Genomic DNA, 12,837 nt, shown 5'->3' with positions numbered 1-12,837 from the left:
AGCCCGCCGCCAGTGCTCCCCTCCTTCCCTGCTCCCTCAGCCGACGCGCTCGATCCGTGCGCGCCGGATGAGGAACTTTCCGGGTTCCCGAACCTGTTCGAAGGCCGCGTTGTTGAGCAGCGCGCAGCTGCCCGACACCGACGTCACCGTCACGGTGGTGGACTTCGAGTTGTCGAGGTTCGTCACCTTCAGCTTGGTCCCCGCGGGGAACTGGTTGCTCGACGCCGCCGGCGCGCCGGCCTCGCCCGAGAGCGTCACGGTCGAGCCGGCACACACCACGTCGCCCGTCGCGGCACCGTTCTGGTTCTGCTGCTGGGCGGGCGCCTGCTGGGCCGGGGCCTGCTGAGCGGGCGCCTGGGCCGGTGCTTGCTGGACCGGCGCCGTCTGGCCGTTGTTCGCGACGACATTCGCGGTGCATTCCGCGACCTGACGCCGTTGCTGGATCAGGTCCACCACCGCCTGGCGGTTGGCGATCCTCGCGGCCGACTGCGCGTCCGGGTTCGCCTGCTGGCCGGCGATGAAGTTCAGGTTGTTCTGCAGCGCGGTGTCGAGGCCCGCGCAGTTCTCCTTGGGCGCTTCGGCCGCGTTGCCCGCGGGGCTGCTCAGCGCGATCGCCGTCGCGGTGATGCCGGAAACACCCAGCAGCGCGGCCAGTCCGACGGTCGCTCGCTTGCGGTGCCGACCACTAGTCAACCGGGGCATCTTCCGTTCCTCTCTGATCACCACCTCATCCGGGAATACGGCCGGGTAACGAAGGTGGTTCACCGGGAACCGGGACTTTTTCCGCTTAGCTGCCCGAAGCCGAGGTCACGGGCTCGCCAAGGTGGTCCGGACCACTGACGCGCGCGGCGGTCGCCAGCGCCCACCGGCCGGTGGTGACGATCCCCAGCACGAACACCAGCACCCCGCAGCCGGCGATGATCACCCAGCCGGTGCGGCCGGTCCCCGGCGGCAGCCCGTCGCTCGCGGCGACGACCACGCCGATCACCGCCACGCCGAGGGAGATCCCGATCTGGCGGCTGGTCGAGGCGACGGCCGCGGCGAGCCCGGCGCGCTCACGTGGCATGCCGGACACCGCGGCGTTCGTGATCGGCGCGTTGAGCATGCCGAACCCGGCGCCGAAGCAGACATAACCCAGCATCAGCACGGGAATCGGGGTCGTGGGGCTGATCCCGGAGAGCACGATCCCGGACGCCGCGATCCCGGCCCCGGCGACGAGCAGCGGCAGCCGCGGCCCGCGCGCGCCGACCAGCCGCCCGGACAGCGGCGCGAACACGGCCGTCACCGCCGCCATCGGCAACGTCAGCAGGCCCGCGTCCAGCGCGGACAGCCCGCGGGCGTCCTGCAGGTAGAGCGAGTTGAGGAACAGGAACCCCGACAGCGCCGCGAGCCCCGTGACGGCGGTCAGCGTCGCGCCGGAGAACGGCACGCTGCGGAAGAACTTCAGGTCCAGCAACGGATCCCGGCGACGGCGTTCGTAGGGCAGCAGCACGGCGAGCGCCACTACGGCGAGCACGAAACAGCCGATGATCTCCGGCGAACCCCAGCCGGCGCCGCGCCCTTCGATGATCCCGTACGTGACCGACGCCAGCAGGGCGATGACGAGCAGCTGCCCCACCGGGTCGAGCCGGCGCGGGCGCGGGGACCGCGACTCCGGGACGAACACCGCCGTGAGCACGATCGCGGCCACCCCGACCGGCACGTTGATCCAGAAGATCGAACGCCAGCCCGCCCAGTCGACGAGCGCGCCGCCGAGCACCGGCCCGACGGCCATGCTCAGCCCGACGACCCCGGCCCAGACGCCGATCGCGCGGGCGCGTTCGCGGGGTTCGGTGAAGATGTTGGTGACGATGGACAACGCGACCGGGTTGAGCATCGAGCCACCGATCGCCTGCAGGGCACGGAACGCGACGAGTGACCCGATGTTCGGTGCGATCCCGCACAGCAGCGAGCCGAGGCTGAACAGCGCCAGCCCGGTCTGGAACGTCCGGCGCCGGCCGATGCGGTCCGCCGTCGAGCCCGACAGCATGAGCAGGCTGGCCAGCACGAGGGTGTAGGCGTCGATCGTCCACTGCAGACTCGAGACGGACGCGCCCAGATCGCGGCGGATCGACGGCAGCGCGAGGTTCACGATCGTGTTGTCGAGCCCGACGATGAACAGGCTCATGCAGCAGACGGCCAGGACCACCCGCCGCCGGACCGGCTGAGGCACTACGCCCCCAAACTAGTTGCAAGCGGCAATATTCAGCACTGTACAACTAATTTTGGTCCGGCCCGGGTGACCCGGACCACGCCGTCAGCCCGGGAAGAGCTCCGTCAGGCGGGCCAGGGTCTTCTCGATGCCCTGGGTGTTCTTGCGCGGGAACGGGCTGAGGCTGATCGCGAGCGGGAACTTCGCCGTCGACCAGTCGAACGTCTCGGTGACCTCGGTGCGGCCGCCGTCGAGGGGCTCGAGGCGCCAGCGCCAGCGGTGGCCGTTGAAGTGGCGCCACGCGATCAGGCGGCCCTCTTCGTACTCGACCACGGTGTTGAGGACCTTGTACGACGCGCCCATCTTCATGTCCATGCCGAACTTGGCGCCGAGCGTGAGCCGGTCCGGGCCCCCCGGCTGAGGGGCCCGGACCGTGCCGGATCCGTCGATGAGCGGGTGCTGGGCCGGATCGGTCAGGAGCCCGAAGATCTTCTCCGGGGTCGTGGCGACGATCGCGGTGCGTGAGACCTGGCGGCTTCCCATCACCCGAGCCTAGATGATCACTTGGTCGTCTTCAGGACGACCGTGCGCTGGTCCAGCGGCGCGGCCAGGGCGACCGAGATCACCGGGTACCGGATGTCCATCGTGCACATCTGGCCGGTCTGCGCCTTCGTCTCGCTCAGGTTGACCACGACGTGGTCGCCCGCCTGCTCGGTCGCCTCGCCGAGGGCGTGGCCGCAGCCGCCCTCCTGGGCGCGGATGTTGAGGATCGTGCCGCCGTTGGCCGTCCACACCTCGTGCGGGTAGCCGGCCGGCAGCGCCGCGGCGTCGACCTTGTTCGGCGGCACGGGGGTACTGCCCTCGGGCACGGTGAGCCGGGGTTTGCCCGGCGGGTTCGCCGAGGGCGACGTCGGCAGCACCGACTCGCTCGGCGCCGTCGAAACGCTGCCGGAGGGTGCGGCGGAGTCACCGCCGGAAGCGGGCTGGCTGATGGGCAGGTTCTGGCCGGCGCAGGCCGTGGCCATCAAGAGGAGCGCGCCTGTGCCGGCCACCTTCGCTAAGTACCTCATGCGTCCAGGACGGAACGGGTCTCGTGCGGGGTTGCACGAAGATCGATGACAAATACGGAAGCACGTACTAATGTAGTGCTTCATCATGAAGGACGTATATTTTGCTCACGATCCCGAAGACCGGCTTTACGACCCTCGGGTCCGGGCCGCGCTCGGCGACTTCGCCGTCGACGACGAGCTCGGCCCGCTGGAAGCGGCCGCGGCCCTCCGGACGGCGGCGCGGGGCCTGGACTGGCTGCGCTCGCACGGCACGGACAGCCGCGGGCTGAGCCCGGGCGCGCTGGACGTCCTGATCCGGCTCGGCGGGAGCGAGGACGGGATCAGCATCAAGGACCTGGCCGCCTCCGCCGGGGTGAGCTCGAGGAACGTGACCGGCCTGGTCGACACGCTCGAACGGGGCGAGCTCGCCGTGCGCGTCCCCGCCCCGGCGGACCGGCGTTCCGTGCTCGCCCGGATCACCCCGGCCGGCCGGACGTGGCTCGAGGAGTTCCGCCGCCCGTCCCAGGCGGCCATGGCGGCCGTCTTCCGCGGGTTCACCCCGTCCGAAGTCGCCTTGCTGCGGCACTTGTGCCTGCGTGTCGTGGAAAACCAGCACCAGTTGACCCGCTACCTGGAGGAACGGAAATGACGACCCGCGAGATCGTTCAGGCCTACCACCGGGCGAGATTCGCCGGCGACGTGCCCGCCGCGGCCGCGCGGCTCGCCGCCTCGTTCACCTTCGAGAGCCCGCTGCTCACCTCGGACGCCGACGGCCACCTGGCCGGGCTCCCCGGGTTCCTGCGGGTGGTCTCCGGCGTGGAGCTGATCAGCGAGCTGTACGGCGAATCGGAGGCCACGCTCGTCTACGACGTGCACACCGCGACGCCGGTGGGCACCCAGCGCACGGCCGAGCACTTCCGCCTGCGCGACGGCCGGATCGAGGCGATCACCCTGATCTTCGACGCCACCCGCTGGCACCCGATCATGGCCGCCGCCACTCACCCTGCGTGAGCCGAAGCCGCCACTTTCGCCAGGAAAGATGCGGGTTTGCGCGGGGTGAGGGGACACGTTCGTGAGGGCGTGCCGCTTTGGGGTCGTGTCGGGGCTCAGCCCCGGCGGAGGACGACCGTGCGGGTGCCGAGGGGCGCGGCCAGCGTCAGCGGGATGCTGATGTCCCTGATGTAGTCCGGGCACATCTGGCCCTTCGCCGCGGTCGTCACCGTGATCAGCACGACGACCTGCGCCGCCGTCTGGTCGCCGAGGCGGGCCGAGACGCGGCGGCAGCCGCCCTCCTCGGCGCCGAGGATCACCTGCTTGCCGTCGAGGCTGCGGGTCAGCGTGCGCGGGTAGCCCTCCGGCAGCCCGCGCGCGTCGACCTGGCTCTCGGCGATCACGTCGTCCCCCGGGGCGATGCCCTGCGTCGGGCGGCCGACCGTGCCCGGGGGCGGCGGGTCGAACGTGGGCGTCACCGTGCCCGGCACCGTCGGCGCCGTGGTGGGCGTCTCCGGTCCGGTACTGCCGACCGGCGGAGCCGACGGCGCCCCGGCCCCGGTCGAAGAAGCCCCGCACGCCGTCAGCGTGACCAGCAGCAGGCCCGTCCCCAGCAGTTTCACCGCGTTGCGCATACCTCCAGGACGGAACGCGGGCCCACCCGGTTGCATCGGGCCCGGAACGTCACCGATGGGCGGCTCGTCCCCGGACCAGCCCCAGCAGGCTCACCCCGGCCAGCGTCACCACCAGCAGCAGCACCGTTGCCGCCGAAGCCAGGAACACCTGGCCGCGGTCGGTCAGCGCGAAGATGCTCGCCGGGAGCGTGCGCCAGTCCGGCGGGTACAGCATCATCGTCGCGCCCAGCTCGCCCATCGACATCGCCAGCGCGAGGCTCGCCGACGCCGTCATCGCCGGCAGCAGCACCGGGACGCGCACCCGCAGCAGCACCCGCACCGGCGACGCGCCGAGCGAGGCCGCGGCCTGCGCGAGCTGCGGGTCGACGCGGGCGAGCGCCGCCGAGACCGTGCTGTAGGCGAACGGCAGCAGGATCAGCAGGTGCCCGAGGAGCACGATCCAGCGCGTGCCGTTGAACGCCAGTGGCGGCCGGCTGAACGCCACCAGCAGCGCCAGGCCCAGCACCACCGACGGCACCGCGATCGGCAGGTGGAACACCGTGTCGGTGATCCGCCGCAGCCGCCGCGGCGCGGTCTCCGCGGCCAGCGCGGCCCACGTGCCGAGCAGCACGGCCGCCGCGCCCGCGATCACGCCCGTCTGGATGCTCACCGAGAGGCTCGCGAACGTCTCCCCCGACAACGCCTCGGTGTAGTGGCCGAGGGTGAACCCGCCCGGCAGCACACCGGTCCAGTGCCCGGCGAACGACGCGAGCACGATCATCACCAGGGGCGCCGCGACGACCACGGCGAACAGCACGCCGAACACCAGCCACAGCAGCGCCTTGCTACGCCGCGTCCACAGCAGCATCGCGACCCCTCCCACCCAGGAACCGGTAACTTCCGTACAGCAGCAGGGAAATCGCGACGTCGACCAGCGCGACGACGCTCGCCGCCGGGAAGTCGAACGTGACGATCCCCTTGCCGTACACCAGCATCGGCAACGTCGTGACGCCCTTCGCGCCGAGGAACAGCACGATGCCGAACTCGTTCAGCGCGAGCAGCAGCGTCAGGCACGCGCCCGACGCGAGCGACGGGAGCGCCGCGGGCAGCACGACCCGCCACAGCACCCGCCCCGGCTTCGCGCCCAGCGCCGCGGCGACGTCCAGCTGCACCCCCGGGACCTGGCTGAACGCCGCGAGCGCCGGCCGCATCACGAACGGCGTGTAGAAGGTGATCTCGGCGAGCAGCACACCCCACGGCGAATACAGGAATCCGCCGGCACCGAAGACGCCCGCGCTGCCGTAGAGGAACGTGAACGCCAGCGCGATGAGGAACGACGGGAACGCGAGCACGGTGTCGACCAGCCGCGACAGCGGCTGCGCCCCGGGAAACGGGACGAACGCGACGACCAGCGCGAAGAACGTGCCGAGCAGCACGCAGCCGGCCGTCGCACCCAGGGCCAGCAGCACGGTCTGCCAGGCCGCGTTCTGGAACTCCGCCGAGCCGAGCACCTCGGCCCATTTCCCCAGGCCGATCCCCGAGTCGGTGTCCAGGGACTGCCCGGCCACGAGCACCAGCGGATACCCGAAGAAGACGGCCACGACCACCAGCGGCGGCAAAAGCCAGAGCCCGCGGCCACGGCGTCCCGGCGCCCGCCGCGGTGCGGGAACGACGGTGGCTTCGAGCGCGAGCCCGGTCATGCGCCGACTCCGACCAGGGGGCAGCCGTCCGGGATCGAAACCCCCACGGGCGCGCCGACGGCGAGCCCGTCGACGTCGGCGACCTCGGCTCGGATCGTGCCGCCGGTGGCCTCCAGCTCCAGGTCCAGGCGGTAGCCCGTGCCGCGCCACTGCACGGCCCGGACCAGCGCCGGGAGGGTGCCCGCGCCCGGCGCGCCGACCCCCACCCGGTGCGGGCGGACCCCCAGCGCCACGGCCTGGCCGGGGGTGAGCGCCCCCGTCGGCTCGGCGGTCAGCTCGCGGCCGCCGAGCCGGACGGTCGACGGCGTCCCGTCGCGGATCACCTCGACCGGGATGAGGTTGGCCGCGCCGAGGAAGCTCGCGGTGAAGCCGTCTGCCGGGCGCCGGTAGAGCTGCTCGCACGGGCCGGTCTCGACCAGCCGGGAGTCGCGCATGACGGCGATCCGGTCGGCCAGCGCGAGCGCCTCACCCTGGTCGTGGGTGACGTAGACCAGGGTCGTGTCCGGCAGTTCGGCGCGCAGCCGCAGCAGCTCCGCGATCATGTCCTCGCGCAGCGCGGCGTCCAACGCGGACAGTGGCTCGTCGAGCAGCAGGACGTCCGGCCGGATGGCCAGCGCCCGGGCGAGCGCGACCCGCTGCTGTTGCCCGCCCGACAGCTCGCGCGGGTACCGCCGGGCGTAGGCGCCCATGCCGACTAGGTCGAGGACCTCGGCGACCCGCGACGCCACCTCGGCACGTGGCGCCCGCCGCGCGTTGAGCCCGAAGGCGACGTTCGCGGCGACGCGCATGTGCGGGAACAGCGCGTAGCTCTGCACCACGACACCGAGGCCGCGCTGGTGCGGCGGCAGGTCGGTGACGTCCCGCCCGGCCAGGAACACGCGGCCCGAGGAGGGCCGCACGAACCCGGCCAGCGCCTTGAGCGCCGTCGACTTGCCCGAGCCGGACGGCCCGAGCAGGGCCAGGGTCTCGCCGCGGGCCACGGCGAGGTCGAGCCCGGCCAGCGCCGTCGTCCGTCCGAAGTGGACGGAGACGTCGCGGAACTCGACCGCCGGGGTCATCGCCCGACGGCCTTCTTGTACGCGGCCAGGTCGGCGTCCAGCTTGGCGAGCACCGCGGTCCAGTCCGGGTTCCAGATGTCGACACCCTGCAGCGCCGCCTTGATCTTCTCGGCGTTGGCACCGGTGCCGGTGACGTCGGTGCGGGCCGGGATGCCGAACGCTTCCGAGGTCTTCGCCTGGACCTCGGGCGAGAACAGGAAGTCGAGGAGCTTCTTGCCCTCGTCGGCGTGCGGCGCGCCGGTGACGAGGCCGGCGTAGTACGGCAGCGCGAACGTCGAGCGCCTGCCCTGGGCGTCGGCCGGGAAGAACACGTCGAAGCCGCCGCTCTTGGCGATCTCGGCGAGGTTCATCTGGACGTCGCCGTTGGCCACGAGCAGCTCGCCCTTGGCCACCTTCGGCTGAAGCTTGCCGGTGGACGACGACGGCCCGGCGTTGTTCGCCTCCAGCTTGCCGAGGTAGTCGAGCGCGCCCTGCTCCCCCAGCACGTGCTGCAGCTGCAGCAGCACGGCGGTGCCGTCGCCGGCCTCGCCGGGCGTGGAGTACTGGACCTTGCCCTTCAGCTTCGGGTCGAGCAGGTCGTCCCACGTCTTCGGGGTCGCGCCCGGGTTGTGGATGAAGCTGAGGTAGTTGTTCATCATCGCGAAGTAGCGGCCCTGCGGGTCCTTCTGCGCGGCCGGAACCTGGTCGGCGCCGGCCGGGGCGGACGCCTGGAGCAGGCCCTGCCCGGCGACGCGCTGGATGAACGGCGGCAGCGTGACGAGGACGTCGGCCTTCGTGTTGGCTTTCTCCTTCTCGACGCGCGACGCGACCTCGCCCGAGCCGGCCGTCACGGCCTCGACCGTGATGCCGGTCTGCTGCTTGAACTCGGCGAACCGGGCGGTGTACCAGTCCTCCAGTCCGTCCACTGTGTACACGGTGACGGTCTGGCCGCCGGACGCGCCGGCGCCGGTGCCACCGCAGGCGGCGAGCAGGCCGGTCAGCGCCACGGCGAGCACGGCGAGGGTCTTTCTCACTGGTTTTCTCCTTCAAGCACGGTGGGGAGGTCGCGAACGGAGTCGAGCAGGTGGGTGGCGTCGAGGAGGTCTTCGCGGCGGCCCGCGCCGGTGAGCACGCCCGCGACGACCGACGCGCCCGCGCGGAGGCCGCAGAGGACGTCGGACGCGGTGTCGCCGACGACGGCGATCCGCCGCACGTCGGTGACCTCCAGCCGCAGCGCCGCGGCCAGGACGAGGTCGGGGAACGGGCGCCCGCGCACGCCGTCGCCGGGGGCGAGCGCGAGGTCGGCGAGGTCCCGCCAGCCGAGCGCGTCGAGGATGGCCAGCTGGGTCGCCGGGGCGAAACCGGTGGTGAAGGCGACCTTGACACCGTTCTTTCGGAGGCCGCGGATGACGTCTTCGGCGCCCTCGATCGGGGTGCACGCGCCACCGCGCACGAGGTCGCCGTACGCGCCTTCGAAGGCGGCGTTGGCTTGCCGCGCCAGGGTTTCGTCGTCGAGCAGGGCCCGGAAGACGGTGATCTTCGACTGCCCCATGGTGTCGACGACGTACTTCAGCATGCGCTCGAAGCGATCGTCCTCTTCGGACACTCCGACGGCGCCGATCGCGGCGGTGAAGGCCCGCACGACGAGGCCGTCGTCGGCGACGGTCGTGCCGGCCATGTCCAGGACGACGAGTTCGGTGTTCAGTCGGGGGGTCACAGGTTCAGCTCCTCGGCGGTGTCTTCGGCGATGGCGGGTGAGCAGGTCATGCCGCGGCCGCCCGGGCCGGTGACCAGGAACGCGTTGTCCGCGACGCGCTCCCGGTGCACGATCCGGGCGGTGTCGGTGGTCTGCGCGTAGACGCCCGCCCAGCGGCGCCGGATCCGCGGCAGCGGGCGCCCGAGCAGCGTCCCGGCGACCTCGGCGAGGTGCTCGTACGGGTCTTCGGTGACGTCGAAGGCGAACGGCGTGTCGTACTCGTGGGTGTCGCCGATGGTCAGCGAGCCGTCGAGCCGCTGGACGAGCAGCAGCTGCATGCGGTGCGCCGCGGCGACGTCCCCCTGTGGCTGCGTTTCCGCGAGCGTGTCGAGGGCGGCGCCGCGGTAGGCCGGGTAGTAGCGGAAGCTGTCACCGTCGGCGACGCTCGTGGAGAGTTCTTCGCCCAGCGGCTCGGTCTGCGCCATCTGCAGCCGGACCTTCCGCACCGGCGGCTCACCGGCCAGCTCGCGCACGAGCCCGCCGGTCCACGCGCCGGTGCAGAACACGACGACGTCGCCGTCGTGCCGCTCGCCCCGGTCGTCGACGACCCCGGTGGCGCTCAGGTGCCGGACCTCGCGGCCGGGCAGCCAGGTGTGGCGGCCGCTGCGGGCGAGTTCGGCGCGCAGGGCGGGCTGGGCGACGCGGGGTTCGACGGCGGCGTCACGCTCGCACCACAGCGCGCCGAGGAAGTCCCCGCGCAGCGCCGGGTTCAGCTTTTTCGTTTCGACGGCGTCGAGCAGCTGGTACCCGCGGTCGGCGGCCTCGGCTCCTGCCGCGACCTCGGCCGCGACGGCCCGTTCGGCCTCGGTCCGGACGACGGTCAGCGAGCCGTTCGCGCGGAACCCGAGGCCCGGCACGCGCTCGCCGATCCGCTCCCACAGCGCCCGCGCCCGCAGCGCGGTGTCCAGCTCGGCGCCGGTGGCCCGGCCCCCGACCCAGACCAGGCCGAAGTTGCGCACGGACGCGCCCCGGGCCTCGGGTTCACGTTCGAGCTGGACGACGTCGTGGCCGCGTTCGACGGCCTGCCAGGCGTGCAGCGTGCCGAGCACGCCACCACCCACGATGAGGATTCGCACGCCGCACACGCTCGCGGCCGCGCGCCAACGGCGGCTGACCCGACGGCGAACACAGCGTGAAGTGCCATCGAATATTGGACCGGATGAGTTACCGTTCCGTTATTTTACAAGTGGCGCGCAGGGAGAGGGCGAGAGCCGCGCTGGGGGTGCGGCGGCGGGCACACCGCGAGTGCCGACGACCTCGATCGGCGGAACTCCTCACCACCACGCGGAGCGTGACAGCTCAGTCGACGCGGCCCAGGCGGGTCATGAAACTCAGCCGGTCACCGCGGTACAGGGAGCGCACGCGCTCGAACGGCGCGCCGTCCGGGCCCCACGACACGCGGTGCATCAGCAGCATCGGCAGCGCCGGGTTAGTCCCGATCAGCAGCGCCTCGCGCGGCGTCGCGAGCACCGTCTCGACCCGCTCCTCGGCGCCGTCGAAGACCACGCCCAGCCGCTCGCTCAGGCAGGCGTACAGCGACTGCTCCGGGTCGAAGACGTCCATCAACGTCGGAAAGCGCGCCGCGAGGAGATATGTCGACTCCAGGCCGACGCGCTCCTCGTCGGCCAGGAGGACCCGCTCGATGTGGATCACTTCGGCGTCCGACGTCACCTGCAGGTCGGCCGCCAGCGCGCTGCCGGCGACGCGCCGCTCGAGGGTGACGACGTTGCGGCCAGGGCGGATGCCCTGGCGCCGCAGGCCTTCGGTGTAGCTGACGAGGGCCAGCGGCTGGATCAGCTTCGGGCCGGCGACGTACGTGCCGCTCCCCTGCCGCCGGCTGAGCTTGCCCTCGAGCACCAGCTCGCTGACCGCCTGCCGGACCGTCGCCCGTGACACCTCGAACCGCTCGCACAGTTCCCGTTCCGTGGGCAGCACCGATCCTTCGCCGAGTTCCGCGATCACCGCCAGCAGTTCGACCTTGACCGCGTAGTACCGCGGGACACGGCCGTGCTCGGGAATCCCGTCGAGGACGGGACCGTCGGCGGACAGGCGGGAATAACGCGAAGGGGCGGGCACGCGATCGACCCTATTCCCTCACGCCGACGCCGTGGTTCGCTGTGGCGCGTAACACGGAGGATCACCCGGTTGCGACCGCCGTTTTCCGGGCCTGGACGACGTCTTCCGCGCGGCTCACGGTGATCACCAGGAACCCGCGTATACGGCCGGGAAAGGCCGGGTGAATTCCGGGGTTGCCGATCCCGCTCGCCGGCGGTGCCGCCGCCCGGGGTGGCTGCCGTTCGTCACGCTGGGTCGCCGTTCCCGGCTCGGTCAGGTGCGGCCGGCCCGCGCCGGTGAGAAATCACCCAACTGCCCGAAACATCCGAAGAAAGTTGGTTGTCCGGGTGTCGCGCACCTGGTGTAGTCGTGGGGCCGCCGTCGGCAACCGCTTCCTTTGTGGACACTGGAAGGACTGATCCCCTTGGCTCCCAAGCGCTGGTTCACCCTGCTCAGAAACGTCACCACCGCCGTAGCGGCCGTCGCCGCGGCCGCGTCGTTCGCCACCCCGGCGATCGCCACCGCCGCCCAGCCGCCGTCCACCGACGTCGTCGGGGGGACCCGGGCCGCCCAGGGCGAATTCCCGTTCATGGTGCGGCTTTCCATGGGCTGCGGTGGCGCGCTCTACACCAGCCAGATCGTGCTGACGGCGGCGCACTGCGTCAGCCGGACCGGCTCGAACACGTCGATCACCGCGACCGTCGGCGTGGTCGACCTGCAGAGCACGAGCGCCAAGAAGATCAAGTCGACCTACGTCTACCAGTCCCCCACCTACGGCACCTCGACCGGCGGCGACTGGGCGCTGATCAAGCTCGCGAGCCCGGTCACCGGCCTCTCGACGCTGCCGATCGCGACGACGTCGACCTACAACACCGGCACGTTCACCGTGGCCGGCTGGGGCGCGGCGACCGAGGGCGGCGCGCAGCAGCGGTACCTGCTGAAGGCGACCGTCCCGTTCGTGGCCGACAGCACCTGCGCCGCCCAGGGCGGCAGCTACCCCGACCTGATCCCGAGCGCGGAGATCTGCGCGGGCAACCTGACCGCCGGTGGCGTCGACACCTGCCAGGGTGACTCCGGTGGCCCGATGTTCCGCCGGGACAACAACAACGCGTGGATCCAGGTCGGCATCGTGTCCTGGGGTGACGGCTGCGCCCGGCCGCACGCCCCCGGCGTCTACACCGAGGTGAGCACGTTCGCGTCGAAGATCGCCGCGGCCGCCGCCACGCTCTAGCTTCAAGTCCGTGAATGTCGCTCGGAGTCATGGGGTCGTTGCAACACCACCTCGATGAAAGGTGGGATTGCAGATGGTGCGAGAGCATCGCTGGCTACCACGAGCAGCCCAGCTGGACTTCTGGGACCAGATCCGGAACGGAGTCGGGGGGGGGGGGGGGGGGGGGGGGGGGGGGGGGGGGGCCGCCCCCGCCGGCGCGCCGGGGCGCGGGCGC

The 12,837-nt window shown here is 72.0% G+C and carries 15 protein-coding genes; 3 read left to right on the top strand and 12 right to left on the bottom strand.

Annotation, left to right across the window (positions count from 1 at the left end; genetic code table 11):
• Nucleotides 1–36: 36 nt before the first annotated feature.
• The 4 genes from ACGFMK_RS41965 to ACGFMK_RS41950 all read right to left on the bottom strand — a co-directional run bounded on the left by ACGFMK_RS41965 (nucleotide 37) and on the right by ACGFMK_RS41950 (nucleotide 3,243).
• Nucleotides 37–702, bottom strand: coding sequence for a hypothetical protein (locus ACGFMK_RS41965; RefSeq protein WP_392775278.1), 666 nt, complete (start codon nucleotides 700–702; stop codon nucleotides 37–39).
• Nucleotides 703–787: 85 nt separating this feature from the next.
• The gene (locus ACGFMK_RS41960) at nucleotides 788–2,212 is read right to left on the bottom strand and encodes an MFS transporter (RefSeq protein ID WP_392775275.1); all 1,425 of its coding nucleotides are present in this window, start codon (nucleotides 2,210–2,212) and stop codon (nucleotides 788–790) included.
• A gap of 84 nt (nucleotides 2,213–2,296) precedes the next feature.
• Nucleotides 2,297–2,734: an SRPBCC family protein gene (locus ACGFMK_RS41955; protein WP_392775272.1), complete on the bottom strand. Its 438-nt coding sequence runs from the start codon at nucleotides 2,732–2,734 to the stop codon at nucleotides 2,297–2,299.
• A 17-nt stretch (nucleotides 2,735–2,751) separates the two neighbouring features.
• The gene (locus tag ACGFMK_RS41950; protein WP_392775269.1) at nucleotides 2,752–3,243 is read right to left on the bottom strand and encodes a hypothetical protein; all 492 of its coding nucleotides are present in this window, start codon (nucleotides 3,241–3,243) and stop codon (nucleotides 2,752–2,754) included.
• A gap of 103 nt (nucleotides 3,244–3,346) precedes the next feature.
• Here ACGFMK_RS41950 and ACGFMK_RS41945 point away from each other — a divergent pair, with 103 nt between their 5' ends.
• Both ACGFMK_RS41945 and ACGFMK_RS41940 read left to right on the top strand, forming a co-directional pair.
• The gene (locus ACGFMK_RS41945; protein WP_392775266.1) at nucleotides 3,347–3,889 is read left to right on the top strand and encodes a MarR family winged helix-turn-helix transcriptional regulator; all 543 of its coding nucleotides are present in this window, start codon (nucleotides 3,347–3,349) and stop codon (nucleotides 3,887–3,889) included.
• Entirely contained in the window at nucleotides 3,886–4,251 is a 366-nt protein-coding gene (locus ACGFMK_RS41940) for a hypothetical protein (protein ID WP_392775263.1), read from the top strand. Before ACGFMK_RS41945 ends, ACGFMK_RS41940 begins: the two co-directional genes overlap by 4 nt.
• A 95-nt stretch (nucleotides 4,252–4,346) precedes the next feature.
• Here ACGFMK_RS41940 and ACGFMK_RS41935 read toward each other — a convergent pair whose 3' ends face one another.
• From ACGFMK_RS41935 to ACGFMK_RS41900, 8 genes are all read right to left on the bottom strand, one after another.
• On the bottom strand, nucleotides 4,347–4,865 hold the full coding sequence (locus tag ACGFMK_RS41935; RefSeq protein ID WP_392775260.1) for a hypothetical protein: 519 nt from the start codon (nucleotides 4,863–4,865) through the stop codon (nucleotides 4,347–4,349).
• A gap of 49 nt (nucleotides 4,866–4,914) precedes the next feature.
• The gene (locus tag ACGFMK_RS41930) at nucleotides 4,915–5,712 is read right to left on the bottom strand and encodes an ABC transporter permease subunit (protein ID WP_323337693.1); all 798 of its coding nucleotides are present in this window, start codon (nucleotides 5,710–5,712) and stop codon (nucleotides 4,915–4,917) included.
• Entirely contained in the window at nucleotides 5,690–6,544 is an 855-nt protein-coding gene (locus ACGFMK_RS41925) for a 2-aminoethylphosphonate ABC transporter permease subunit (RefSeq protein WP_392775257.1), read from the bottom strand. The genes ACGFMK_RS41930 and ACGFMK_RS41925 overlap by 23 nt, the downstream gene beginning before the upstream one ends.
• Nucleotides 6,541–7,602: an ABC transporter ATP-binding protein gene (locus ACGFMK_RS41920; RefSeq protein ID WP_392775254.1), complete on the bottom strand. Its 1,062-nt coding sequence runs from the start codon at nucleotides 7,600–7,602 to the stop codon at nucleotides 6,541–6,543. The genes ACGFMK_RS41925 and ACGFMK_RS41920 overlap by 4 nt, the downstream gene beginning before the upstream one ends.
• Nucleotides 7,599–8,615, bottom strand: coding sequence for a 2-aminoethylphosphonate ABC transporter substrate-binding protein (locus ACGFMK_RS41915; RefSeq protein WP_392775251.1), 1,017 nt, complete (start codon nucleotides 8,613–8,615; stop codon nucleotides 7,599–7,601). Before ACGFMK_RS41915 ends, ACGFMK_RS41920 begins: the two co-directional genes overlap by 4 nt.
• Nucleotides 8,612–9,298, bottom strand: a complete 687-nt coding sequence (locus tag ACGFMK_RS41910; RefSeq protein ID WP_392775248.1) for a phosphonatase-like hydrolase — start codon at nucleotides 9,296–9,298, stop codon at nucleotides 8,612–8,614. The genes ACGFMK_RS41915 and ACGFMK_RS41910 overlap by 4 nt, the downstream gene beginning before the upstream one ends.
• Nucleotides 9,295–10,413 carry a TIGR03364 family FAD-dependent oxidoreductase gene (locus ACGFMK_RS41905; RefSeq protein ID WP_392775246.1) on the bottom strand — a complete coding sequence of 373 codons (1,119 nt, stop codon included), beginning with the start codon at nucleotides 10,411–10,413 and terminating at the stop codon, nucleotides 9,295–9,297. Before ACGFMK_RS41905 ends, ACGFMK_RS41910 begins: the two co-directional genes overlap by 4 nt.
• A gap of 223 nt (nucleotides 10,414–10,636) precedes the next feature.
• Nucleotides 10,637–11,413 (bottom strand): GntR family transcriptional regulator, encoded by a 777-nt coding sequence (locus ACGFMK_RS41900; RefSeq protein ID WP_392775244.1) that lies wholly within the window; start codon nucleotides 11,411–11,413, stop codon nucleotides 10,637–10,639.
• Nucleotides 11,414–11,816: 403 nt separating this feature from the next.
• On the opposite strand from ACGFMK_RS41900, the gene ACGFMK_RS41895 reads away from it, so the two are divergent.
• Nucleotides 11,817–12,623, top strand: coding sequence for a S1 family peptidase (locus ACGFMK_RS41895; protein WP_392775241.1), 807 nt, complete (start codon nucleotides 11,817–11,819; stop codon nucleotides 12,621–12,623).
• The last annotated feature ends 214 nt before the right edge of the window (nucleotides 12,624–12,837 follow it).

This window comes from Amycolatopsis sp. NPDC049252 (genome assembly GCF_043197175.1).
Classification (GTDB): Bacteria; Actinomycetota; Actinomycetes; order Mycobacteriales; family Pseudonocardiaceae; genus Amycolatopsis.
This window is presented reverse-complemented; position numbering and strand designations above follow the sequence as displayed.